This window comes from Glycomyces amatae (assembly GCF_020991375.1).
GTDB lineage: Bacteria > Actinomycetota > Actinomycetes > Mycobacteriales > Micromonosporaceae > Glycomyces > Glycomyces amatae.
In genome coordinates, this window is the sequence record NZ_JAJLQZ010000001.1 from 100,996 (window position 1) to 124,732 (window position 23,737).

At 73.4% G+C, this 23,737-nt stretch carries 19 protein-coding genes and 1 tRNA gene; 8 read left to right on the forward strand and 12 right to left on the reverse strand.

Annotated elements, in window-relative coordinates:
- Positions 1 to 54: 54 nt before the first annotated feature.
- The 6 genes from LO763_RS00485 to LO763_RS00510 all read right to left on the reverse strand — a co-directional run bounded on the left by LO763_RS00485 (position 55) and on the right by LO763_RS00510 (position 4,451).
- Positions 55 to 738: a lysophospholipid acyltransferase family protein gene (locus LO763_RS00485; RefSeq protein WP_230599876.1), complete on the reverse strand. Its 684-nt coding sequence runs from the start codon at positions 736 to 738 to the stop codon at positions 55 to 57.
- Between the two features lie 194 nt (positions 739 to 932).
- On the reverse strand, positions 933 to 1,565 hold the full coding sequence (locus LO763_RS00490; protein ID WP_230599877.1) for a bacterial proteasome activator family protein: 633 nt from the start codon (positions 1,563 to 1,565) through the stop codon (positions 933 to 935).
- A 195-nt stretch (positions 1,566 to 1,760) separates the two neighbouring features.
- Positions 1,761 to 1,843, reverse strand: a tRNA-Leu gene (locus LO763_RS00495).
- An 86-nt stretch (positions 1,844 to 1,929) separates the two neighbouring features.
- Positions 1,930 to 2,907: an asparaginase gene (locus LO763_RS00500; RefSeq protein ID WP_230599878.1), complete on the reverse strand. Its 978-nt coding sequence runs from the start codon at positions 2,905 to 2,907 to the stop codon at positions 1,930 to 1,932.
- A 21-nt stretch (positions 2,908 to 2,928) separates the two neighbouring features.
- Positions 2,929 to 4,014 carry a CAF17-like 4Fe-4S cluster assembly/insertion protein YgfZ gene (ygfZ, locus tag LO763_RS00505; protein ID WP_230599879.1) on the reverse strand — a complete coding sequence of 362 codons (1,086 nt, stop codon included), beginning with the start codon at positions 4,012 to 4,014 and terminating at the stop codon, positions 2,929 to 2,931.
- Complete coding sequence (locus LO763_RS00510) at positions 4,011 to 4,451, reverse strand: Fur family transcriptional regulator (protein WP_230599880.1); 441 nt, start codon at positions 4,449 to 4,451, stop codon at positions 4,011 to 4,013. Before LO763_RS00510 ends, ygfZ begins: the two co-directional genes overlap by 4 nt.
- Positions 4,452 to 4,529: 78 nt before the next feature.
- On the opposite strand from LO763_RS00510, the gene LO763_RS00515 reads away from it, so the two are divergent.
- Entirely contained in the window at positions 4,530 to 5,384 is an 855-nt protein-coding gene (locus LO763_RS00515) for an aminotransferase class IV (protein WP_230599881.1), read from the forward strand.
- A 326-nt stretch (positions 5,385 to 5,710) separates the two neighbouring features.
- Here the strand turns inward: LO763_RS00515 and LO763_RS00520 are convergent, their stop codons facing one another.
- The 3 genes from LO763_RS00520 to LO763_RS00530 all read right to left on the reverse strand — a co-directional run bounded on the left by LO763_RS00520 (position 5,711) and on the right by LO763_RS00530 (position 9,844).
- A complete protein-coding gene (locus LO763_RS00520; RefSeq protein WP_230599882.1) occupies positions 5,711 to 7,072 on the reverse strand; it encodes an FAD-binding oxidoreductase in 1,362 nt (453 codons plus the stop codon).
- A gap of 259 nt (positions 7,073 to 7,331) precedes the next feature.
- Entirely contained in the window at positions 7,332 to 8,309 is a 978-nt protein-coding gene (locus tag LO763_RS00525) for a serine hydrolase (protein WP_230599883.1), read from the reverse strand.
- A gap of 584 nt (positions 8,310 to 8,893) precedes the next feature.
- A complete protein-coding gene (locus LO763_RS00530) occupies positions 8,894 to 9,844 on the reverse strand; it encodes a hypothetical protein (RefSeq protein ID WP_230599884.1) in 951 nt (316 codons plus the stop codon).
- A gap of 187 nt (positions 9,845 to 10,031) precedes the next feature.
- Between LO763_RS00530 and LO763_RS00535 the strand changes: the two genes are divergently transcribed.
- Positions 10,032 to 11,969 carry a hypothetical protein gene (locus LO763_RS00535; RefSeq protein WP_230599885.1) on the forward strand — a complete coding sequence of 646 codons (1,938 nt, stop codon included), beginning with the start codon at positions 10,032 to 10,034 and terminating at the stop codon, positions 11,967 to 11,969.
- A gap of 128 nt (positions 11,970 to 12,097) precedes the next feature.
- Here LO763_RS00535 and LO763_RS00540 read toward each other — a convergent pair whose 3' ends face one another.
- Positions 12,098 to 12,559: a hypothetical protein gene (locus LO763_RS00540; protein ID WP_230599886.1), complete on the reverse strand. Its 462-nt coding sequence runs from the start codon at positions 12,557 to 12,559 to the stop codon at positions 12,098 to 12,100.
- A gap of 92 nt (positions 12,560 to 12,651) precedes the next feature.
- Between LO763_RS00540 and LO763_RS00545 the strand changes: the two genes are divergently transcribed.
- Positions 12,652 to 13,863, forward strand: coding sequence for an arginine deiminase (locus tag LO763_RS00545; RefSeq protein ID WP_230599887.1), 1,212 nt, complete (start codon positions 12,652 to 12,654; stop codon positions 13,861 to 13,863).
- Positions 13,864 to 13,922: 59 nt separating this feature from the next.
- Here LO763_RS00545 and purD read toward each other — a convergent pair whose 3' ends face one another.
- Positions 13,923 to 15,143: a phosphoribosylamine--glycine ligase gene (purD, locus tag LO763_RS00550; protein WP_230599888.1), complete on the reverse strand. Its 1,221-nt coding sequence runs from the start codon at positions 15,141 to 15,143 to the stop codon at positions 13,923 to 13,925.
- Between the two features lie 312 nt (positions 15,144 to 15,455).
- On the opposite strand from purD, the gene purB reads away from it, so the two are divergent.
- The 4 genes from purB (at position 15,456) to purL (ending at position 20,222) form a co-directional block, all read left to right on the forward strand.
- The gene (purB, locus tag LO763_RS00555) at positions 15,456 to 16,901 is read left to right on the forward strand and encodes an adenylosuccinate lyase (RefSeq protein WP_439650248.1); all 1,446 of its coding nucleotides are present in this window, start codon (positions 15,456 to 15,458) and stop codon (positions 16,899 to 16,901) included.
- A 104-nt stretch (positions 16,902 to 17,005) separates the two neighbouring features.
- Positions 17,006 to 17,266 carry a phosphoribosylformylglycinamidine synthase subunit PurS gene (purS, locus tag LO763_RS00560; RefSeq protein WP_230599890.1) on the forward strand — a complete coding sequence of 87 codons (261 nt, stop codon included), beginning with the start codon at positions 17,006 to 17,008 and terminating at the stop codon, positions 17,264 to 17,266.
- Entirely contained in the window at positions 17,263 to 17,946 is a 684-nt protein-coding gene (purQ, locus tag LO763_RS00565; RefSeq protein WP_230599891.1) for a phosphoribosylformylglycinamidine synthase subunit PurQ, read from the forward strand. Before purS ends, purQ begins: the two co-directional genes overlap by 4 nt.
- The gene (purL, locus tag LO763_RS00570; protein WP_230599892.1) at positions 17,943 to 20,222 is read left to right on the forward strand and encodes a phosphoribosylformylglycinamidine synthase subunit PurL; all 2,280 of its coding nucleotides are present in this window, start codon (positions 17,943 to 17,945) and stop codon (positions 20,220 to 20,222) included. Before purQ ends, purL begins: the two co-directional genes overlap by 4 nt.
- Before the next feature lie 185 nt (positions 20,223 to 20,407).
- Here purL and LO763_RS00575 read toward each other — a convergent pair whose 3' ends face one another.
- Positions 20,408 to 20,779: a sterol carrier family protein gene (locus LO763_RS00575; protein ID WP_369431893.1), complete on the reverse strand. Its 372-nt coding sequence runs from the start codon at positions 20,777 to 20,779 to the stop codon at positions 20,408 to 20,410.
- Between the two features lie 256 nt (positions 20,780 to 21,035).
- Here LO763_RS00575 and LO763_RS00580 point away from each other — a divergent pair, with 256 nt between their 5' ends.
- Positions 21,036 to 23,174 (forward strand): carboxypeptidase regulatory-like domain-containing protein, encoded by a 2,139-nt coding sequence (locus LO763_RS00580; protein ID WP_230599894.1) that lies wholly within the window; start codon positions 21,036 to 21,038, stop codon positions 23,172 to 23,174.
- Positions 23,175 to 23,737 lie beyond the last annotated feature (563 nt).

Here is a 23,737-nt window from a genome sequence, read left to right on the forward strand (position 1 = left end):
GCGCCGCACCGGGCCTTTCGCGTCTCCTGGGACCGGCGACGCCGGCCCCGGGGTTCAGTCCTCGCCCTCTTTGGACGAGCCGTTCCGCTTGGCGTACTTGTCGACGTACTCCTGGCCCGTCAGGCGCCGGATCGCGTCCATCACCTCGTCGGTCACCGCCCGGATCACCACCCGGTCCTGCTCCATGCCCTTGTAGCGGGCGAAGTCCAGCGGCTTGCCCACGCGCACGCCCACCGGCGCCACGCGCGGCCGCGACTCCCCGATCGGCAGGACCTTCTCCGTCCCGATCAGGCCCACCGGCACCACCGGCGCCCCCGAGGCCAGCGCCAGGCGCGCCACCCCGGGCTTGCCGCGGTACAGGCGCCCGTCGGGCGAGCGCGTCCCCTCCGGGAAGATCGCGAACACCCGGCCCTCCTCCAGGACCTCCAGCGACGGCTCCAGGGACGCGGCCGACTTGCGGCCGCCCGAGCGGTCCACGGCCACCTGCCCGAGCGCCTTCACCGTCGAGGAGATGATCCGCCCCTTCAGGCCCGCGCCCGTGAAGTACTCGATCTTCGCCATGGTCGCGATGTGCCGCTTGGTCGTCAGGCCCAGGAAGTAGTGGTCGGCCACGGAGAGGTGGTTGGACGCCAGGATCACCGGGCCGGTCTCGGGGATGTTCTCCCGCCCGTCGATCCACGGCCGGTAGATGAGTTTGATGGTCGGAGCGGCCGTCCATTGCAGCGTCTTGTACAGCACCGTGTTCAGCTCTCCAGTGGTCTCACCCCGGCGGCGGGAGGCCGGGTCCGTGCCTGTCCCCGGCCCGCGAGCGTCGCCAGGAGTGCCAATTATGGCTCGCGAACCGCTCCCGGCGAAATCCGCGGGCCGTGCGCTGCCGGAAAGGCCGGCGGCCCCGCCGGAAGGCAGGGCCGAGTCTAAGGCATTCGCGGCGGCTACAGGTACTGGCCGGGATGGCGGTCGCCGTCGTCACCGCGCGCGGCGCGCTCGGCCATCACGGCCCGCAGCTGCGGCGGAAGGTCCTCCCCGCCCGCGGGCAGCGCCTTCAGCTCGCCCGAGCGCATCTGGTCGAGCTGGAGGCGCGCGGCCATCTGCTGCGCGACCAGTGCCGCCTGGATGCCGTGGAACAGGCCCTCGAGCCAGCCGACCAGCTGGGCCTGCGCGATCCGCAGCTCCGCCTCGGTCGGGATCTCGTCGGCGCTGAACGGCAGCGACAGCCGCTCCAGCTCATCGCGCAGCTCCGGGGCGAGCCCGGACTCGAGCTCGGAGATGGAGCGCGCGTGGATGTCGGCCAGGCGCTGGCGGCCCTTGTCGTCCAGGTCGGCGGCGCGGACCTCCTCGAGGAGCTGCTTGATCATCGAGCCGATGCGCATGACCTTGGCCGGCTCGGGGACCAGCTTGGTCGGATCGGACTCGTACCCCTCGTCGTCCACCTGGCCGCTCGCGGCGGCCGCCGCCTCGGCCAGCGTGACCGGGTTGCCGTCCGCGTCGACGATGAGCAGCTCCTCGTCCTCGGACTCGCGCTCCTCGTTGCCGTCCTGCTCCGGTTCGGTGTTCGCATTGCTCATGATCGGTGTGGCCCCACTGTCGTATCGGCGCATCGTCGTGCGGGTGCTCCCCTGGCACCGCGTGATGCCGGTCCCGGTCTCCTCCCCGAGCCTAACGCGGGAGACCCGAGGGGTGTTCCCGGTCGCGATCCGGCCGCGGAAAAGAAAGGGGTGTAGCACAAGAGCCCGGTGGTCGAAACCATCGGGCTCTGCCTGTGCGCGAGGGGGGACTTGAACCCCCACGTCCTTGCGGACACTGGCACCTGAAGCCAGCGCGTCTGCCATTCCGCCACTCGCGCGAGTGTCAGTACTTGCGACGAGCCAATGCTACAGGGCTGGGCCGGTGCCCCTCAACCGGGTATTGCCCCGCTTGAGTCGCAGGCCACTACAGGAGGGGGCGCAGGCGCCCCACGGGCCGGTCGCCGCCGAGGACCTCCGGCCACAGGAGGGCGTCGACCTCCGGTTTGGCGTCCTCGGGGACGGCGAGTCCGCCGAGGGCGGTGAGCGCGCGCAGCGCCACGGGCGTGGAGGCCCGGCCGCCGCCGTCGTCGATCTTCACGGCCGCCGCGCCCACGCCGGGGACGGCCAGGACGTGGACGCCCTCGGCGCCGCCCTTGGCGAGCAGCCCCGGCAGGGCGCTCATGGCGCGGTGGTCGGGGCCGCGGGTGCCGTCGACGAGGATCGGGTTGGCGCGCATGGCGTCGGCCACGCGCCGCTCGGGGGTCCCCTCGGGCGCCTCGACCAGGCGCGCGAAGGCGCGGGCGAGCCCGGTGAGGGAGACGGCCAGGACCGGCGCGCCGCAGCCGTCGACGCCGGTCGCGGCGACGGACTCGCCGGTGAGCTCCTCGACCGTCTCGGCGATGAGCCGCTGGAGCGGGTGCTCGGGGTCGCGGTAGGTCCCCGGGTCCCAGCCCGCGGCGGCGCACGCGGCGAGCATCCCCGAGTGCTTGCCCGAGCAGTTCATGTACACGCGGCGGGGCCCGCCGCCGGCGGCGACGACCGCGTTGCGGGCGTCGGGGTCGCCGGGCAGGTCGGGCGGGCACTGGAGGTGCTCCTCGCCGAGTCCGGCGTGGGCGAGGACGGAGCGGGCGCGCTCGATGTGGAACGGCTCGCCGCGGTGGCTGGCGCCCGCGATGGCCAGGTCGGCCTCGGAGGCGGGCTCCCAGCCGGCGCGGAGCATGGCGAGGGCCTGCATGGGCTTGTTGGAGGAGCGGGGGAACACGGCGCGGTCGGCGTCGCCGACCGCGGCGGTGCGGGCGCCCGAGGGGTCGGTGACGGCGACGCTGCCCCGGTGGAGGCTCTCGGTGAAACCGGACCGTTCGATCGCTGCGACGGGTTCGCCGCCGCGGTAGGTAGCAGTCATACCGCGAGGCTAATCCCGCCGCTACAGCCGCGCGGCCTGATCGCCCGCGATGAGACGCGCGTCAGTGTCGGCGGCGACCGACCGCTTGACCATGGCGAGCGCGATCTGCCCCAGCTCGTAGTGCTGGACGGCGGTGCCGATGCGGCCGACCTCCTTGCCGTCCGAGGTGACCGGGGTGCCGGGGGCGGGCGGGTGCTCGTCGGTGCCGTCGAGGTGGAGCATGACCAGGCGCCGGGGCGGCTGGCCGAGGTGGTGGACCTTCGCGACGGTCTCCTGGCCCCGGTAGCAGCCCTTGTCGAGGTGCACGGCGGCGGCGAGCCAGTGCGGGACCTCGTGCGGGACCGTCTTCTCGTCGGTGTCGACGCCGAACGCGGGCAGCTGCGCGGCGACCCGCAGGGCGTCGTAGGCCCAGGTCCCGGCGAGGGGCGCGGGCTCGTCCTCCTCGAGCGCGTTGGCGATGCCGTCGCGGGGCACGAGCTGGTCGAAGGTGGGGCGGCGCAGCGCGTCGGTGCGGCGCAGCCACCCGGTGTGGGGCAGGGCGACGCCGGGGTGGACGGCGGTGGGGACGGCGAGGAGGTCCTTGGCGGCGAACTTCGCGACCGGGACGGGCTGGAGGACCGGGCCCCGGGCGAAGTCGTCGCCGTCGGGGTGCTCGCCGGTGTCCTTGCCGACGTAGGTCATGAGGGCCCACTCGCCGGAGGCGTCGCGGATGTCGACCTCGGTGCGGAACCGCATGAGCTCGAGGTACTTCAGGAGGGCCTCGCCGCGGCCGGGCTCGGTGTCGAGCCAGACGGTCGCGCCGTCGTCGTAGACGTTCGCGTGGTGCTCGACGCGCCCGGTCGGGGAGAGCACGAGCGTCTCGGTGCCCTGGTGCGGCTTGAGGCTCGTGAGGTGCTGGGTGGTGAGCGAGTGCAGCCACTCGAGCCGCTGGGGGCCGGTGACCGAGATGATGTCGCGGTCGGAGCGGTCGAACAGGACGCCCTCGCTCGGGTCCATCGCGGTGCGCTGCTCCTTGAGCGGGCCGCCGTAGTGCCAGGCGGTGCGGCCGCTCGCGGTGGCGACGGCGCCGGGCGCGTTCAGGAGCGGGGACGGGGCGGTGTCGGTCATGTGTGCTTCTCCAGGCATTCGGCGCAGGTTCCGAAGACGGCGACGTGGCCGACGTCCATGACGAAACCGGTGGCGTCGGCCACTTCCTCGCGCGCGTTGGCGAACATGGAGGGCTCGACTTCGGTGATCCGGCCGCAGCGGTGGCACACCAGGTGGGCGTGGCCCCGGTCGCCGGACAGGTGGTAGGTGGGGGCGCCGTGGGAGAGGTGGGTGTGGGAGACCAGTTGGAGCTCTTCGAGCAGGTCGAGGGTGCGGTAGACCGTGGTGATGTTCACGCCTTCGACCTGGCCGCGGATGCGCTCGTGGATCTGCTCGGGAGTCGCGTGCCCGAGGTCGCGGACCGCCTCCAGGACGAGCTGGCGCTGCGCGGTCATGCGCAGGCCCCTGGAGCGCAGCACCGCGGCGAGTTCGGTCTCGGCCTCGGCTTCGGTGGGCATGACTGCATCGTACTGCGCCCGCCGCGGCGCGCACGCGTGCTCCGCGGCCCCGTTCGGGGCGGGGGGCAGAATGAGGCCATGGCACTAGTGACCGCAGTACTGCACCGCGGCGTCGTCGACTCCGACGCGCCGCTCCTGTGCGCCGACGACCTCGGGGTCCTCCGGGGCGACGGCGTCTTCGAGACCGTGAACGTCCGCGACGGGCAGGCCTTCCTGCTCTCCGAGCACCTCGACCGCATGGCGAACTCCGCGCGCCGCATGGAGTTCGAGCTGCCCGCGAAGGCGGACCTGGCCGCCCTCGCCGAGCAGGCCCTGGAGGCCTGGCGCGAGCGCGCCGAGGGCGAGGGCGCCCTGCGCCTGGTCGCCACCCGCGGCCGCGAGCACGGCGGGCCGCCCACCGTCTACGCCACCGTCGACCCGGTGCCGCGCGAGCGCGTCCTGCCGCGCCGGGACGGCCTGAGGATCGCCACGGCGACCCTGGGGGTGAATGCCGACGCGCGGGGTGAAGCCCCGTGGCTTCTAGGCGGCGTCAAGGCCCTGTCCTACGCGTCGATGATGGCCGTGACCCGCTGGGCCAAGGCCCAGGGCGCCGACGACGCCCTGTGGGTCTCGGCCGACGGCTTCGCCCTGGAGGGCCCGACCTCCTCGCTCCTGTGGCTGGAGGGCGAGACGCTGTGCACCACGCCGGTCTCGGCGGGCATCCTGCCGGGGACCACGAGCGCCCACCTGCTGGAGCAGGCGCCGAAGGCGGGCCTGAAGACGGCCGAGCGGCTGATCTCGTTGGGGGACTTGAAGAACGCGGAGGCCGCGTGGCTGAGCTCCTCCGTGCGAGGTGTGGCCTTCATCACCCAGATCGACGGGGAATCCGTCATGCAGCGCCCCGACATCACGGCTGAGCTGGTCAAACTCGGGGGTTTCACGGTGCCTTCGTAACGGTTCCGCATCGTTTCCCAGGTTCTTCCCAGGCTCGGCACAGGCCACGTTCAGAGACGGTCCTCATAGTAATGAGTGTTCCGGTCACGCCGACAAGCCGAACGGACGGACATGGGCAGTCTTCCGGGAGGCACGGAACAATCCGGGGGCACAACCAGTAAGGGCAATCGGGCACAGCCCTACTGGTGCCAATGAAAAGTGGAGCTCCTCCACTTTATCGGGGCCGCAGCGAATGGGCAAGCGCTGCGGCCCCATTACTGTGTCACGGCTTCGACACGAAACCGCATCATCCCTTTCTCATGCGGTGCAACGGTGCCGCCCGCGGTTCAACCTGCGAGGACCTTTCCGGGATTGAGGATGCCGAGCGGGTCGAGCGCGTCCTTGATCCGCCGCTGCACCGCGAGGTTGACCGGGTCGAGCTCCCTGGCGAGCCAGTCGCGCTTGAGCATCCCGACGCCGTGCTCGCCGGTGATGGTGCCGCCCATGGCAAGCGCCATCTCCAGGATCTCGTCGAACGCGGCCCTCCCCGCGGCGAGGGACGCGGGGTCCTCGGGGTGCACGATGATGTTCGGGTGCAGGTTGCCGTCCCCGGCGTGGGCGATCACGCCGATGACGACCCCGTGCCGCCGCGCGGCGGCCTGGACGCCGTCGAGGGCGTCGGCCAGGCGCGAGCGGGGCACGGCCACGTCGTCGACCAGGACGGTCCCGAGCCGCTCCATCGCGTGGTAGGCGCTGCGCCGCGACTCCAGGAGCGCGTCGGCCTCGGTCGCGTCGGTGGCCCGGTGGACCTCGGAGGCGCCGGCGGCCTCGCAGAGCCGCTCGATCGCGGCCAGCTCCCCGTCGGGGTCCGCGTCGGCGCCGACGAGCAGCAGCGCGGCCGCCTCGGTCGGCAGCCCCATGGGCCGCAGCGCCTCGAGCGCGCGCAGGTGGGTGTTGTCGATGAGCTCGAGCAGGCTCGGCTGCGCCCCGGAGGCCATGATCGCGGTGACGGCGCGCCCGGCGTCGGCGGTGGTGCCGAAGACCGCGGCGAGCGTGAGCCGCTCGGCGGGGACCGGCGAGAGCTTGAGGGTGGCCTCGGTGATGATCCCCAGGGTCCCTTCGGAACCGCAGAACAGGCGCACCAGGTCGTACCCGGCGACGCCCTTGGCGGTCCGCCGCCCGCAACGCATGACCTCGCCGGAGGCGAGCACCACTTCGAGGCCGAGCACGTACTCGGGGGTGGTGCCGTACTTGACGCAGCACATGCCGCCCGCGCCGGTGGCGATGTTCCCGCCGATGGTGGAGATCCGCCAGGACCCGGGGTCGGGGCTGTAGCGCAGCCCGTGCTCGGCGGCGGCCGCGGAGATCGCGGCGTTGAGGACGCCGGGCTGGCAGACCGCGAGCCGATCGACCGGGTCGATCGCGAGGATGCGGTCCATCCCGGAGAGGTCGAGCAGGACCGCGCCGTCGACGGCGGTGGCCGACCCGGCCAGGCCGGTGCGGGCCCCCTGGGCCACGACGGGGGCGCCGAACTCGGCGGCGATGCGCACGGCGGCGCTGACGGCCTCGGTGGAGGCGGCCCGCACCAGCGCGGCGGCGCGCCCGGCCTCGACCAGGTCGGCGTGGTCCTGCGAGTGGGCGGCGAGGATGTCGACGTCGGTGACGGGTTCGAGGCCGGCCTCGCTCAGCGCGGAGATCAGATCGCTCATCCCGCGAGGGTAGAACCACCGGTCTCCCCGTCCCCGACCCCACCCTCCACGAGAGGGGAAGGCAGGCCGGTCCTCCCGCGCGGGTACGACGGGAACCGGCGCCCGCCGCGCCCGTGCCACCCGAAGGCGTGCACCGCGGGGCGGTCCGGGTGAAGACCCCGGTCGCGGACAGTGAGCCGCCGGGCCCGGTACCGCGCGCCCGGCGTCGATGGACCGGTGTCGACGGCCCGCGGGCGCGGACCCGCGGCGCGCCGCCGGATCAGGCGTAGGGGTCGGTGTCGACGATGGTGCGGACGATCGCCGCCAGCTCCTCGACCCGCTCGATGCCCTCGGCGTCCGAGGCCGAGCCGCCGGTCATGATCGCGATCTCGATGGGCGACTCGGTGTCCCCGGCGATGACGCCGATCGAGTTGACGACCCACTCGCCGCCCATGGCGTCGCGGGTGTCCCAGCCGTTCTTCATCCACACGGCCTCGTCGTCGCGGGCCGCCGCCGAGACGCCCCACTCCTGGAAGTCGGCGAGGTCGCCCATGAGCGAGCGCGCGTACTCGACCTGCTCGGCGTCGAGCACCCCGCCCTCCTCGTACAGCGCGAGCTCGAGCACCCGCAGCTGGTCGACGGCCGTGGTCTGGGTCTTCCCCCACTGCTCGGTCTCGTTCGGGTTGGTGTTCTCCAGCCCGAAGTCGAGGTGCGCCTGGGCGATCGCCGCGTGCCCGTCGTCGAACGTCCCGCCGTAGAGCACGTCGTTCGTCGCCTCGTTGTCCGAGTTGCGGATCATCAGCTCGGCGCGGTCCAGGAGCCAGCCGGGCACCTCGTCGAGCGTGCCGTACTCCTCGAGCATCATCGCGAGGATCTCGACCTTGACGATCGAGGCGGTGTCGTACTGGACGTCGCCCTCGTAGTCGAGCTGGAACTCGCCGTCGTCCACCGCGACCGAGGCGTAGAAGTTCTCGTCCTCCAGCCCCGTCATGTACTCCTCGACGGCCCGCTCGAGGTCGGCCTGGAGCTGGGCCTCGGCGGCCTGGCGCCGCTCCTCGTCCGAGGGCAGCATGGACGAGTCGGAGACCGCCGACTCGTCGGCCTGCGAACCGGGCAGGGTCTCCTCGGCGGAGCCGCCCGACCCGCCGTCGTCGCCGGCGACACCGGTCAGGTAGACCGTCGCCGCCACGAGCACGGCGAGGGCCGGCACGGCGAGGTAGGGCCAGAGCCGGCGCGAGGCGTGGGGCTTAGCGGTCACAGCGGGGAACCTGATCTTCAATGCGGGGGACGCGGACGAAGTACTCGGCCCACGCTAAAGCAGTCACCGAAGCGACCACAAGCAGAGTCGATGGAGAGTTCCGTAACGGTTGCGTATCGGTGCCCGACCTGCGCCCGCGTACCCCGCTCCCTCCATCATCGCTCGCCGGCCCGCCGCCGTCCAACGGCGAAGCGCCCGTCGCGGGACGGGCGCTTCGATCAGGAGCATTCGTGAATGCGGGGCCGTGAGGCACTGGTCCGGGCACTCGGTGTGGGACCTGGGGAGGAATTGACCATCAACGATCGCCCGAGGCGCAGTGCCTCACGGAGACTCCGCCGTGCCGGACCGGGTCGAGGCCCGCGGCGCCGCCGCGGCGGAGGCCGCGAGCGGCGTCCTGGCCTCCGGGCGCCGCGACCGCGCGTAGGGCGCGCGGGCGCGGGCCGGTTCCGGGCCGGCGACGCACCGGGCCGCCCGCTGCCGGTCGCGCCGGTTGCGCACGCGCCCGCCGGACCAGGCCGGCGTGCGGTGGGCGGTACCGGACGCGGCGGCCGCCTGCGGCGCCGGGGACTGCGGGGCGAGGGCCGTCATGCCGTCGCCCGCTGCTTCAGGAGGGTGCGCGCCACCGCGGCGGCCACCCCCACCAGGCAGATGATCGCCACGAGGGCGAGCAGGCCGTTCGCGCCGTCGGCGACCGCCTTCGGGTCGACCGCGACGACCTCGTCCTCGGCGGCGGGCGCCTCGTCGCCGGGGTTCGCGTCATCGGCGCCCGGCGGCGGGCCGAACGCGTTGACCTCCGACTCGGCGTCGTCGGCGCCCTCCTCGGCGTCCGCCGCGGCCGCGTCGTCCTCCTCGGCCGCCTCGTCGGCGGCACCGGCGTCGGGGCCCTGCTGGGCCGTGCCCTCGCCCGCGCCGCGGTCCTGCGGCTCCGAGTCCGGCTCGGCCTCGTCCTCGGGCTCGTCGACCGCCGGGAGCTCGTGCTCGTCCGGCTCCTCGGTGCCCGACTCGTCCTCTTCGGACTGCGCGTCGACCACCAGCACCTGCGCCGACTCGTACTCGGCGAACAGGCCGTGGCAGGAGGGAACCATCGCGACCTCGGCCGACCGGTTCATCTCGAACACCTGGGTCGCGCCCGAGGCGATGTCGTACACCTCGCCGCCCACGTGCAGCTCGGCCGCGGTGCCCAGGTCGTTGCTGTAGCGCACCTGCGAGCCCCGCTCCACCGTCACCTCGGACGAGTCGGGGATCGACGACGCCGACATCAGGCCGAGCGTCCCGCAGTCGCCGCTGAACACGATCTCGCCGCCGCCGCCCGCCTCCGGCTCCTCGGCCGTCGCGATGCTCACGCCGGCCGCACCGCCGACCGCGAGCATCGAGGCCGCCGAGACCGCCGCCAGGCGGGAGCGGCGCCGCTGCGAACGGCGGTCCCGCGCCTCCTGGAGCGCCGGGGCGACCCGGCCGTCGTTCACCGGGTACGGCAGCGGGGGACGCGTCTGGGCCCGGGACTGCTGACCGAGCTTCGTGGTGTGTCTTCCCATGCCTGTGTGTCTCCAACTGCGTCTTCGGACGGGTGCCGACCCGAGGCGCCGCGCGAATCAGGTCTCAACCCCGTTCAACGACCCGGCGGCCGAAAGGTGACGGCCCGCCCCGCCGCGGATTCGCGCCCCGCCCCCGGCCCGCCCGTCCTCATGCGCCCGTACCGCACGGGGCGACCGTCCGTAGGATGTGCGCAACAGCACCGAGGGAGACCGCGAGAACCCCATGGCGATCACCGAGACCACCTCTGAGGACGGGCGCGAGCCCGACGACGGCTCCCCCGCGCCCGCGGGCGGCCCGCGGGACGAGGCCGCCCCGGCGCCGGCCGACGACCACGACCGCTGGCGGCGCTTCGCCGACGACGACGGCACCGCGCCCCTCGACGCCGCCCCGCCCGGGCGCTGGCGCCGCACCGGCCGCCTGCTCGTCCGCGGCGCCCGCAGCGAATGGACCCTCGCCGGGCTTTTCAGCGTCCTCCTCGCCGTCGCCATGACCTGGCCGCTCGCCAAGGACCTCGACGACGTCGTCCCCCACGACACCGGCGACCCGCTCCTGCTCACCTACATCCTCGGCTGGGTCGGCCACGCCCTGCGCGAGAACCCCGCCGGGATCTGGGACACCAACAGCTTCTGGCCCCTCACCGACGCCTACCTCTTCACCGACACCCTCCTCGGCTACGCGCCCCTCGCGCTCTTCATCACCGGGCCGACCAGCGCCCTCGTCGTCTACAACCTGCTCTACATCGGCACGTTCGCGCTCGCGTTCCTCGGCGCCTACGCCCTGCTGCGCCAGCTCGGCGCCCGCGTCGCCGGCTCCGCCGTCGCCGCCGCCGCGTTCGCCTACGCCCCCTGGAAGCTCGGCCAGGCCGGGCACCTCCAGGTGCTCTCCGTCGGCGGCATCGCCCTCGCCCTGGCGATGCTCGCGCGCGGCCACGGCTGGTCCCTGCGCGACGGCTTCAGGAGCGAGCGCCAGCGGCCCGGCTGGATCGTCGCCGGATGGCTCACCGCCCTGTGGCAGTTCTCGATCGGCGCCGGGCTCGGCATCCCGTTCGTCTACCTGCTGCTGGGGATCGGCGTCGTGGTGGGCCTGCACTGGCTCGTGACGCGCCCGCGCCTGCGCTGGCAGACCCTCGCGGCCGACGGCGTCGGCGGCGTCGTCTTCAGCCTCGGGGTCCTGTGGATCGCCGACAAGCACGCCGTCGTCGCCCGCGCCTACCCCGAGGCGGTCCGCGACGTCGACTACATCAGCTGGTTCAGCCCCACCTGGCAGAGCTTCATCATCGCCCCGGAGGAGTCGCGGGTGTGGGGCGCGGCCCACGAGGCCGCCCGCGCCGACCTGACGTGGGCGCCCGAGCAGGCGCTCCTGGTCGGCTTCACGCTCGTCGCGCTCGCCGTGGCGGGCCTGGTCTGGTCGTGCTGGACCGGGTGGCAGCGGTGCTGGCTGCTCCTCGGCGGGGCCGCGGTGTTCGCGGTCAGCATGGGCCCCAACTTCCTCGACCGCGGCGCGTGGGCGTGGGCGCCGCTGTACGAGTACGCGCCGGGCTGGGACGCGATCCGCACCCCCGGGCGCCTGGCCATCTACCTGACGCTGATCCTCGCGGTGCTCGCGGCCGGGACGCTCACGCGGATCGCCGACGAGGCCGACGCGGTGGCGCACGCCGCCCGCGTCGACAAGCGCCTGAAGGTGAAGGCGCCCAAGCGGGTCCATGCGCTGCTGTTCCTGCCGATCGGCCTGGTGCTGTGGGAGGGGCTGACGGTGGCCCCCTATGTGCCGGTGCCCGAGGCGCCGGTCGACATGGCCGCGCTGGAGGGGCCGGTGCTGTTCCTGCCCTCGGGCGGCGGGGACACGAAGGTGCAGTACTGGAGCACGGACGGGTTCGTGGAGGTCGCCAACGGCGTCGCGGCGTTCACGCCGGACGAGCAGGCGGGCCTGCGCTCGATGTCGCTGGACTTCCCGAACGACGAGTCGGTCGCGTCGCTGCGCGAGGCGGGCATCGAGACCGTGGTGGTCCTGCCGGGCTCGCTCCCGGGCAGCGACTGGTCCGGACTCGACACGGAGGCGGAGCCGTTCGGCGTCGGCGTGGAGCGCACCGATGACGCGGTGATCTACGACCTCGACCCGAACTGAGCCGCGAAAGCGGACCCGTTAAAAACGCATATTCCGTAAATTCCGGATATGTCCCCTAAGGGACCCCTGGTTCGAAAGTACCCGCGGGGTACGACATTCCAAGGCGCGCAAGTGAACACGAACCATGCTCACGAAGGGCCCATGGGGGTCAGGAACGCCAGCGACCCCACCGCGTCCAGGCGCGGCGGTGCGTGCAGCGGCGAGGCCGTCACGTCGAAGGTCCGGTGCACGCCGCGGCAGTCGATGCGCATCAGGCTCCGCTCCAGCGCGTCCGTCTGGAGCGCCTGCACCGGCGCGAGCCGCGCCAGCTCCGCGTCCACCAGCGGGTGCGCGCCCGCCGAGAAGTCCAGGAAGCGCAGGCCCGCGTCGAGGAAGCGCGGCGTCAGGAGCTCGACGTCGGGCGGGAGGCCGAGCGCGCGCCGGGCCTCGCGCGAGATCGCCACGATCCGCGTGTCGGCCGCCAGCAGCAGGCACGCGTCGGCACTGGCCGACACGGCGGTGCGCCAGGTGGACAGCGTCGGGTCGAGCCGCCTGCCATCGGGTCCGGGCGCCGTGGCCCGGAGCGGGATGACCAGTTCGAGTTGCGTCAATTGGGCGTTCCAGGGGGTAGTCGTAACGCTCAGTCTGTCCACGTTAACAGAGAAAAGTTGATCTTCGTCCCCCGCGCGTCTACCCTCGGGTCATGAGTGCCAACGACGCGCCCGCTTACGGAGTCCACTCCGAGGTGGGGCGCCTTCGCAGCGTCATGCTCCACCGCCCGGGCGGGGAACTGCGCCGCCTGACGCCGCGCAACACCGGGGCACTGCTGTTCGACGGCATCCCGTGGGTCGAGCGGGCCCAGGCCGAGCACGACCGGTTCGCGGGCACCCTCCTCGAGCACGGCGTCGAGGTCCTGTACGTCGCGTCGCTGCTCAGCGAGTGCTTCGAGCTGCCCGAGGCCCGCGAGGCCGTCACCGTCTCGGTGACCGCCGACCCGCGCCTGGGCCAGACGCTCGGCCGCGAACTCGCCGCGCACCTCGCCGACCTCGAACCCGAGCGCCTCGCCGCGGTCCTCATCGAGGGCCTCACCAAGGAGGAGTTCGGCACCTCGAGCTCGCTGCGGCACAAGATGATGCGGCCCACCGACTTCGTGATCGACCCGCTGCCGAACATGATGTTCACGCGGGACTCCTCGGTGTGGATCGGCGACGCGGTCGCCGTGACCAGCCTCGCGATGCCCGCGCGCCGCCGCGAGACCACGCTGACGGGCATCATCTACCACCACCACCCGCGGTTCGCCGCGGTCCCGAAGCTCTACGACCCCTCCCTCGAGCACCTCGAAGGCGGCGACGTGCTGGCCCTCGCGCCGGGCGTCCTCGCCGTCGGCGTCGGCGAGCGCACCACCCCGGCCGGGGCCGAGCGCCTGGCGCGCAAGGCCTTCGAGCACGGCACGGTGCACACGGTGCTGGTGGTGCCGATCGCGCAGCGCCGCGCCACGATGCACCTGGACACGGTCTGCACCATGGTCGACCGGGACCGGATGGTCATGTACGCCCCGGCCGAGCAGCGCCTGGAGGCGTACACCCTCACCAGCGACGGCAGCGGCGGCCTGGATATCAAGGGCCCCAGGCGCTTCCTCGACGCCGCGGCCGAGGCCATCGGCGTCGATCGCATCGAGATCGTCCACACCGGCGAGCGCGACGTGGTCACCGCCGAGCGCGAGCAGTGGGACGACGGCAACAACACCCTCGCGCTCGCGCCGGGCCTCGCGGTCGCCTACGAGCGCAACACGGTCACCAACGCGCGCCTGGAGCGCGCCGGGATCAAGGTCCTCACCATCCCCGGCTCCGAACTCGGCTCGGGCCGGGGCGGCCCGAGGTGCATGTCCTGCCCCTCGACCCGCGACCGCGCCTAGGGCCCGGAGACGACCGAGGCCGCGCCCCTGCCGGGACGCGGCCTCACGCCATGCCGGGTCTAGATGTTGGCGGCGATGTCCTTGCGGTAGTAGCCGCCTTCGAGCTTGACGCCCTCGGCGATCGCGTACGCCTCCTGGCGGGCCTGCGCGACCGAGCCGCCGGTGCCCACGCAGTTGAGGACGCGGCCGCCGGTGGCGATGAGCTGGCCCGAGGCGTCCAGGGCGGTCCCGGCGTGGAACACGCCGTCCTCGTCGGCGCCGTACAGCGGCCGCCCGGTCACCGTGGTGCCCGGGTAGCCCTCGTTGGCGATCACCACGCACACGGCGGCGCCCTCGCGCCACCACAGGTGGCCGACGTCGGCGAGCTTCCCGGTGGCGGCCGCGAGGAGCAGCTCGCCCAGCGGGGTCTCCAGCAGCGCGAGCACCGCCTGGATCTCGGGGTCGCCGAAGCGCGCGTTGAACTCGACCACCTTGAGGCCCTTGGCGGTCAGGGCGAGGCCGCAGTACAGGGTGCCGACGAACGGGATGCCGCGTCCGGCCAGCTCGGCCAGGGTCGGCTCGGCGACGCGCTCCATGATCTCGGCGACCAGGTCGTCCGGGGCCCACGGCAGCGGCGTGTACGCGCCCATGCCGCCGGTGTTGGGGCCGGTGCCGCCGTCGCCGATGCGCTTGAAGTCCTGGGCGGGGAGCAGCGCCTTGGCGGTCGTGCCGTCGCTGACGACGAACAGGGAGACCTCGGGGCCGTCGAGGTACTCCTCGATGACGACCTGGTCGCAGTCGAGGGCGTGGGCGAGCGCCTGCTCGCGGTCCTCGGTGACCACGACGCCCTTGCCGGCGGCGAGGCCGTCCTCCTTGACCACGTAGGGGGCGCCGAACTCGTCGAGCGCGGCCTCGGCCTCCTCGCGGGTGCGGCAGGAGCGGGCGGCGGCGGTCGGGACGCCCGCGGCGGCCATGACCTCCTTCGCGAAGGCCTTGGAGCCCTCGATGCGGGCGGCCGCGGCGCTGGGCCCGTAGACGGGGACGCCCTTCGCGCGGACCGCGTCGGCGACGCCGGCCACCAGCGGCGCCTCGGGGCCGACGATCACGAGGTCGGCGGCGGAGGTCACCGCCAGGGACGCGACGGCGGCCGGGTCGGTCTGGTTCACCGGCACGCACTCGCCGAGCGCGGCCATGCCGGGGTTGCCGGGGGCGCAGATGAGCCGGGTGACGGATTCGTCCGAGGCCAGCGCCGCCGCGAGGGCGTGCTCGCGGCCGCCGGAGCCGATCAGGAGTACTCGCACTCCGACAGTTTACGGGGCGGATACGTGCTGGTTAACCGCCACGCCGAATGGTTCCCGCCACGCGGGAGCCGCCGCGGGCGTGAAAGCGGCCTGAGGCGGCGGTCCCGGGGCGTATCTCCCCGCCGGGCCCGCCGCGGGCGTGAGAGCGGCCACACGGCGTCCCGCTTTCGGGTGACACGCGGGCCGCGGGGGCCGGTTTCCGTCGGACCCGCGCGGGAGGGTGGGGCTGCCTTCTTCTCCCCCTGGCGGGCGGGGGTCGGGGATGGTAGCGGCGCCGCCCGGGTCACCGCGGGCCACCGACGCTGCGGGCGCGTGCGCGCGCAGTGCCATGATGGCCCCGTGACTGCCAATGTGCTCGCCGAGCGTTACGCCTCCGCCCAGATGCGGGGCGTCTGGGACCCCGTCGGGAAGATCAAGGCCGAGCGCCGGCTGTGGCTCGCCGTGCTCAAGGCCCAGCACGAGCTGGGCGTCACCGTGCCCGACGGCGTGATCGCCGACTACGAGCGCGTCCTCGACCAGGTCGACCTCGCCTCCATCGCGATGCGCGAGCGCGTCACCCGCCACGACGTCAAGGCCCGCATCGAGGAGTTCTCCGCCCTCGCCGGCCACCAGCACATCCACAAGGGCATGACCAGCCGCGACCTCACCGAGAACGTCGAGCAGATGCAGGTCCGCCAGTCCCTCGAGATCGTCCGCGACCGCACCGTGGCCGCCCTCGTGCGCCTGGCCGCCCGCGCCGAGCAGTACCGCGACCTCGTCATGGCCGGGCGCAGCCACAACGTGCCCGCCCAGGCCACCACCCTCGGGAAGCGCTTCGCGACCTGGGCCGAGGAGCTCCTGGCCGCCTACGACCGCCTCGAGGACCTCCTCAAGCGCTACCCGCTGCGGGGGATCAAGGGCCCAGTGGGCACCGCCCAGGACATGCTCGACCTCTTCGGCGGCGACGCCGCGAAGCTCGCCGACCTCGAGGCCCGCGTCGCCGCCCACCTCGGATTCGAGCGCGTCATGGACTCGGTCGGCCAGGTCTACCCGCGCTCGCTCGACTACGAGGCCGGCACGGCGCTCGTGCAGGCCGTCGCCGCGCCCTCCTCGGCCGCGCTCACCATCCGCCTCATGGCCGGCGCCGAGCTCGCCACCGAGGGGTTCGCGCCCGGCCAGGTGGGCTCCTCCGCCATGCCGCACAAGATGAACACCCGCTCCTCCGAGCGCGTCAACGGCCTCGCGGTCGTCGCCCGCGGCTACGCGGCGATGCTCGGCGAGCTCGCCGGGGACCAGTGGAACGAGGGAGACGTGTCCTGCTCGGTCGTCCGCCGGGTCGCGCTTCCCGACCTGAGCTACGCCGTCGACGGCCTCTATGAGACGTTCCTCACCGTCCTGGACGACTTCGGGGCCTACCCGGCCGTCATCGGCGCCGAACTCGACCGCTACCTCCCCTTCCTGACCTCCACAAAGGTCCTCATGGAGGCCGTCAAGCAGGGCGCCGGCCGCGAGGACGCCCACGAGGCCGTCAAGGAGCACGCCGTCGCCGTCGCCCGCGCCATGCGCGAGACCGGCCGCCGCGACAACGACCTCTTCGACCGCCTCGCCGCCGACCCGCGCCTGCCCATGGACCGGGCCGGTCTGGACGCCCTCGTCGCGAATACGGGTGAATTCACCGGCGCCGCAGGCGATCAGGTCGACCGCGTCGCCCAGAGGGCCGCCGAAGCGGCGAAAGCGCACCCCGAGGCGGCCGCCTACCGGCCCGGCGGGATCCTCTGACGGGCTGTGACTTGGCACGGTTCACGCCGCGCGGCGCTGGCCCAGGTCACGCCGGGTGAATATGCTTGCCCTGTTCCGTCCATGTGACCGACAGGAGTGCGACCGTGGCCCGTGTAGTGGTCGACGTGATGCTGAAGTCCGAAATCCTCGACCCCCAGGGTGAGGCCGTCCTCGGGGCGCTGCCCCGCCTCGGCGTCAATGACGTTGCGTCGGTGCGGATCGGCAAGCGCGTCGAGATCGAGTTCGACGACAACGCCCAGAACCTCGAGGAGCAGTCGCGCGTCATCGCCGACCAGCTCCTGGCCAACCCCGTGATCGAGAACTTCACCGTCTCGATCGAGACCGCCGCGAACGGGGCGGCATGACCGCGCGGATAGGGATCGTGACCTTCCCCGGCTCGCTCGACGACCGGGACGCCGCCCGCGCGGTGCACCTGGGCGGGGCCGAGCCGGTCGCGCTGTGGCACGACGACGCCCGGATCCACGGCGTCGACGCCGTGTACCTGCCCGGCGGCTTCTCCTACGGCGACGCCCTCCGCTGCGGCGCCATCGCCCGCTTCTCGCAGGTGATGGACACGGTCAAGGCCGCCGCCGCCCAGGGGATGCCCGTCATCGGCGTCTGCAACGGCTTCCAGGTGCTGTGCGAGTCGCACCTGCTGCCCGGGGCCCTGGTGCGCAACGCCCACCTGCGCTACCGCAACCGCCCCGCCGCCCTGCGGGTCGAGACCGACCGCACCGCCTGGACCCGCCTGTACGAGCCCGGCAGCGAGGTCGTCTTCCCCGCCAAGCACGGCGAGGGCCGCTACGTGGCCGACGAGGCGGTCCTCGACCGGCTCGAGGGCGAGGGCCGCGTGGTCTTCCGCTACCTCGACAACCCGAACGGGTCGATGCGCGACATCGCCGGGATCGCCAACGAGGCCGGCAACGTCGTCGGCCTCATGCCCCACCCCGAGCACGCCGTCGAGGCGCTCACCGGGCCGTCCACCGACGGCCTCGGCATCGTCGGCTCCGTCCTGGCCCACCTCAGCGAGGGAGTGCGTCGATGACCAGGGAACTGAACGTCGCCGTCGACACCGTCGGCGTCGCCGACGCGACGCCCGACGAGAAGCAGCCGTGGGCCGAGCTGGGCCTCAAGGACGACGAGTACCAGCGGATCCGCGAGATCCTCGGCCGCCGCCCCACCCAGTCCGAGCTCGCCATGTACTCGATCATGTGGTCCGAGCACTGCTCGTACAAGTCGAGCAAGGTGCACCTGCGCCAGTTCGGCGAGAAGAACCCGCGGACCCCGCGCCTGCTGGCCGGGATCGGCGAGAACGCCGGCGTCGTCGCCATCGACGAGAACATCGCCGTCACCTTCAAGGTCGAGTCGCACAACCACCCGTCGTACGTCGAGCCCAAGCAGGGCGCGGCCACCGGCGTCGGCGGCATCATCCGCGACATCATCGCCATGGGCGCCCGCCCGATCGCCGTCATGGACTCGCTGCGCTTCGGCGCCGTCGACCACCCCGACACCGCCCGGGTCCTCCCGGGCGTCGTCGACGGCATCGGCCACTACGGCAACTGCGTGGGCCTGCCCAACATCGGCGGCGAGACCTACTTCGACCCCTGCTACCAGGGCAACCCGCTGGTGAACGCGCTCAGCGTCGGCGTCATGCCCCGCTCGCGCCTCCAGTCCATGCAGGCCAGCGGCGCGGGCAACATCGTGATCCTGCTGGGCGCCAAGACCGGCCGCGACGGCATCGGCGGCGTCTCCGTCCTCGCCTCCGCGACGTTCTCGGAGTCCGGCGAGGGCGACGCGCGCCCGAGCGTGCAGGTGGGCGACCCGTTCACCGAGAAGCTGCTCATCGAGGTGTGCCTGGAGCTGTTCGACGAACGGCTCGTCGTCGGCGTCCAGGACCTCGGCGGCGCCGGCCTCACCTGCGCCCTGTCCGAGACCGCGGCGGCCGGGGACGGCGGCATGCACGTCGACCTCGAACTGGTCCCGCTGCGCGCCCAGGGCATGGAGCCGCAGGACATCCTCGCCTCCGAGTCGCAGGAGCGGATGCTCCTCATCGTCGACCCGGCCAAGGCCGATGAGGTCCTCGCCCGGGCCCACCGCTGGGGCCTGCTCGCCACCGCGATCGGCACCGTCACCGGCACCGGCCGCCTCGTCGTCGACTTCCACGGCCAGACCGTGGTCGACGTCCCGCCGAAGTCGCTCGCCGACGAGGGCCCGGTCTACCACCGGCCCTTCAGCGAACCGAACGACCTGGGGCTCATCAGCGTCGACCGCGCCGAGACGCTCCCGCGCCCGTCCACCGACGAGGAGATCCGCCAGACCGTCCTCGACATGGCCGCCAGCCCGAACCTGTGCGACAAGTCCTGGATCACCGAGCAGTACGACTCGTCGGTGTTCGGCAACACGGTCCTCGGCGCCCCGCACGACGCCGGCGTGGTCCGCCTGGACGAGCGCACCGGCGTCGGCATCGCGATCTCCCTGGACGGCAACGGCCGCTTCGCGCGGCTCGACCCGTACCACGGGGCGCAGCTCGCGCTCGCCGAGGCGTACCGGAACGTCGCCGCCACCGGCGCGACCCCGATCGCCGTCTCCGACTGCCTCAACTTCGGCTCGCCGGAGGACCCTCACGTCATGTGGCAGTTCGAGCGGGCCGTCACCGGCATCGCCGACGGCTGCCAGAAGCTCGGCATCCCCGTCACCGGCGGCAACGTCTCCTTCTACAACCAGACCGGCCGCGACGCGATCCACCCGACGCCCGTCATCGGCGTGCTCGGCGTGATCGACGACGTCGCGCGCCGCATCCCGCTGGGGCTGGGCCGGACCGGGGACACCATCGCGCTCATCGGCGAGACCCGCGAGGAGCTCTCCGGCTCGGAGTGGGCGCAGGTCGTGCACGGCCACCTCGGCGGGGTCCCGCCGAAGGTCGACCTCGACCACGAGATGAAGCTCGCGGAACTGCTCGCCCGCCTGGCCGAGACGGAGCAGCTCGCCGCCGCGCACGACCTCTCCGAGGGCGGGCTGGCGCAGGCGCTCGTGGAGGCGATCTGCCACTCCGGGCTCGGCGCGCAGATCCTCCTGCCGGAGGGCGCCGATCCGTTCACGTACCTGTTCTCGGAGTCCGCCGGGCGGGTGCTCGTGGTGATCCCCCGCGGCCAGGAGCTGGCCGTGCGCACCGCGTGCGAGCAGCGCGGGCTGCCGATCACGCCGCTGGGCGTGGCCGACGCGAACACCGACGGCCTGCACCTGCGGGACCACTTCGACCTCACCCGCGACGAGCTCGAGGCGGCCTGGAAGGGCCGCATCGGCGCCCGGCTGGGCGAGTAGGGACCGCTCGGGGAGTACGCGAGCGTTCATACGGATCGGTGATGCCGCCCCGGTGCTTCGGCCCGGGGCGGTCCGCCGTCCGAGGCCGGTCGCCGGGCACGCCGGGAACGCATCGGGGCCTTGGGGAAGGGCCCCGGTCTGCAACGGTAGCGGCGGGAACCTGAAGGGGAGCTGAAGCCGGGCGGCTACTCGCCGTCGCCGAGGTCCTCGGCCAGGTCCTCGCCGTGGGGGCCGGTCAGCGGCAGGTGGTCGGACAGGTCGGCCCGCTGGCCCGAGGCCGAGACCTTCCCGGCGGCGACCGCGGCCGCGAAGTCGAGGCGGCCCGTCCCCAGTTCGAGGAACACCAGCGGTGGACATTCGACGACGTTCGGGGGCGTCCCCCGGCGGTGTCTGGGGCCCTCGACGCACTGCACCGCCCCGTACGGCGGCACCCGCACTTCCACCGAATGACCAGGGGCGTTGTCCGCCAGCGCCTGGAGCAGCGCCCGCACGGCGGCCTTGAGCGTCTCCCGGTCGGGAGCCTCGTCGTCGTCGATCGCGGCGATGGCGTCGGCCACAGCGTCCACGGGGAAACCTCCGAACCACGTTAGACTGCCCGTTACGGCCCGTTGTCGAACGGGCCGCTGAGCAGCGAGCGAGGGACCGCCCGCGTGCGCCACGATGAACGCCGCGCCGCGCGCACCCCGGTCCCGTAACCGAATTGAGACCAGGCATAGTGGCGACGACGGCCCGCTTCCGTGGGTTCGTCGTGCCTGCCCGTGGCAGACCGCCGCGAGTGGGCGCCGAATGGCACATGCCCAGGAGGGGATGTAGATGACCGTAGCTGCCGAACCGAGCGGGACCCAGAGTAACGTCCCGCGGGCCCGGCGGAGGCTCGGGGGTGGGCTGCTCGCGCGCCTGTCCGGCCTCGCGGTCGCGCTCGGCGTGGTGATCGGGATCCTGGCATTCCCGCAGGCCGCGCTGGCGCAGAACCAGTTCGCCGGAACACTCAGCAGTGGCGACCAGTGGATCGACATCGGCGGCGCGCCTGTCCAGATCTCCGTGACCATCATGGCCCCTCCGTCCGGCGGCAGCACCTCCGTCGAGGGCGACCTCGACGGCATCGACGACTACGCGTACGTGAGCATCGTCGACGCCGGCGGCTGCACCGCCGAGGGCGACTCGAAGGTCCGCTGCGACAACATCGAACCGAGCGGTTCGCGCACGGCCACCTTCGCCATCAACCCGATGCCCGAGTCCGACCTGCCCCAAGGCGAGCAGAAGCAGGGCAAGTTCAAGGCCAAGTGGCAGGGCGGCGAGCAGGCGATCAACGTCACCGTCGTCGGCAACGCGGCCAACTCGACCGGCGTGATCTCCGGGAAGGTCACCTCCAACGCCGAGCCCGTCGCGGGCGCGAAGGTGGTGCTCACCGACGGCGAGGGCAACGACCACGAGACCGAGACCGGCTCCGACGGCGGCTTCGAGTTCAGCGGCCAGGGCATCGTCCCCGGCGACATGGTCATCACCGTCACCAAGGACGACTACGAGGAGACCTCGCAGAACATCAACGTCGCCGCGGGCTCGAGCTTCCAGGCGAACCTCACCCTGGCCCAGGTCGAGACCGAGGAGACCACGGAGGCGGCGACCACCGAGGCGGCCACGAGCGCCGCCGAGGAGAGCTCGCCCCCTCCCGAGGAGGAGGGCGGCGGCATCTCCGGCACGCTCGTCTTCCTCATCGTGATCGGCGCGCTGCTGGTCGTGGGCGGCATCGTCGGCATCTTCTTCCTGCTGCGCGGCGGCAAGGACGAGGACAAGGACGACGGCGAGAGCTTCGCCCCCGACGGCCCGCCGGACCACAAGCCGACCGCCGCCCAGGTCGGGACGCCCGGCGTCTACCAGGCCGGGCCCGCGCCCGGCTCCGAGGCGCCGACGATGATCCACCCCGGCGGCCTCGTCGACGGCCCCGGCAACCCGTCCGCGCCGACCCAGTTCGGGCCCGCCTACGGCGGCGGCGCGGACTCGACGCAGGTCATGCCGCAGGGCGGTTTCGGCGCACCGCCGCCTCCGCCCGCGCCGCCCGCGCCGGGCCTCGGCCCGGACGGCACCACGATCCTCCCGGTCGTCAAGCAGCCCGGCGGCCCGGGCGCCTCGGACGCCACGCAGATCATGCCGCAGGCGAACCTGTCGCAGCCGCCCGCGGCGGCCCCGCCGAGCGCGTTCGCCGACCCCGGCGCCACCCGCCCGCACCCGGGCCCCTCGGCGCCGCCGACCCCGTACTCGGACCCGAACGCGACGCGCCCGCACCCGGGCCCGTCCGCGCCGTCCAACCCGTACTCGGACCCCGGGGCGACCCGGCCCCACCCGGCCCCGTCGGCGCCCTCGGCGCCGCCGACCCCGTACTCCGACCCGAACGCGACCCGGCCGCACCCGGGCGCGAGCCCGTACGGCGACCCCGGTGCCACGCGGCCGCACCCGTCCCCGACGCCGCCTCCGGCGACCGGTTCGATGTTCGAGCCGCAGAACCCTGCGAACTCGCCGAGTGCCCCGCCGCCCGATCAGCGCTTCGGCTCGCCGAGCGCGCCGCAGTACGGGCCCGGTTCGCAGGGCTTCGGTTCCCAGCCGGGGCAGCCGAGCCAGCCCGGGCAGGGCTTCGGCTCCCAGCCGAGCCAACCGAGCCAGCCCGGCCAGGGGTACGGCTCGCACTCGGCGCCGAGCGCGCCGCCGAGCGCCGACCCGTACCCGAGCCAGTCGATGCGCCGCGACCCGTACGCGCCGCAGGAGCAGCCCGCGCCGCCCACCGGCGAGTACGGGGCGACCCGCGCGATGCCGCAGCAGTACGGCGACCAGTCGCAGCCGCCCGCGCCGTACGGGGGCGAGTCGGCCCGCGACGGCCGCGAGGACGAGGACCCCGACTCGCGGCGCACCGACCGCCGAAGCTGGGGCGAGTGGGACGACCGCCCCCGCTCCTGGTAGCGGAGCCGGGAGACCGGACACGACGAACGCCGCGGCAGGCTCGGCCCGCCGCGGCGTTCGCGTTCCCGCCCGAGGACGCCTCCCAGGCTTCGTCGGCCGCGCTTCCGTCGGCTGCGCTCCCGTCGACCGTGCTCCCGTCGGCCGCGTGCCCCGCTCCGCCGGCCATATTCCCCGCTCCGCCGGCCGCGTGCCCTGCTCTGTCGGCCGCGTTCCCCGCCCTCGACCGCGCTCCCGCCGGCCGCGCGTGGACACGTTCGGGTGACATGGGCGCCGCGGGGGCCGATTCCTGTCGTACCCGCGCGGGAAGGTGGGGCTACCTTCTTCTCCCCCGGGTGGGTGGGGGTTAGGGACAGTAGACGGGTTCGAGGCCGCGCCGTCCCGTTCCCCCGCAAGGGCGGATCCGGTCCCGCCGCGGCGGCGTCCGGCGGGTTTCACCTAGTCGGGGAGGGGCACGGCACACACCCGCCCTCGTCGACGGGTGGCGACTTCCCGCAGGTCCGATAGACTGGGGTCGGCGGTTCGGACCGGCCCGGCAACGGGTGCGTCAGTGAACTGGATTCCTT

Coding starts and splice junctions, on each gene's coding strand:
- LO763_RS00530 (WP_230599884.1), bottom strand. CDS start 9,844: ATGGGAAGACACACCACGAAGCTCGGTCAGCAGTCCCGGGCCCAGACG.
- purL (WP_230599892.1), top strand. CDS start 17,943: ATGACCAGGGAACTGAACGTCGCCGTCGACACCGTCGGCGTCGCCGAC.
- LO763_RS00500 (WP_230599878.1), bottom strand. CDS start 2,907: ATGACTGCTACCTACCGCGGCGGCGAACCCGTCGCAGCGATCGAACGG.
- ygfZ (WP_230599879.1), bottom strand. CDS start 4,014: ATGACCGACACCGCCCCGTCCCCGCTCCTGAACGCGCCCGGCGCCGTC.
- LO763_RS00510 (WP_230599880.1), bottom strand. CDS start 4,451: ATGCCCACCGAAGCCGAGGCCGAGACCGAACTCGCCGCGGTGCTGCGC.
- purQ (WP_230599891.1), top strand. CDS start 17,263: ATGACCGCGCGGATAGGGATCGTGACCTTCCCCGGCTCGCTCGACGAC.
- LO763_RS00520 (WP_230599882.1), bottom strand. CDS start 7,072: ATGAGCGATCTGATCTCCGCGCTGAGCGAGGCCGGCCTCGAACCCGTC.
- LO763_RS00545 (WP_230599887.1), top strand. CDS start 12,652: ATGAGTGCCAACGACGCGCCCGCTTACGGAGTCCACTCCGAGGTGGGG.
- LO763_RS00490 (WP_230599877.1), bottom strand. CDS start 1,565: ATGAGCAATGCGAACACCGAACCGGAGCAGGACGGCAACGAGGAGCGC.
- LO763_RS00515 (WP_230599881.1), top strand. CDS start 4,530: ATGGCACTAGTGACCGCAGTACTGCACCGCGGCGTCGTCGACTCCGAC.
- LO763_RS00580 (WP_230599894.1), top strand. CDS start 21,036: ATGACCGTAGCTGCCGAACCGAGCGGGACCCAGAGTAACGTCCCGCGG.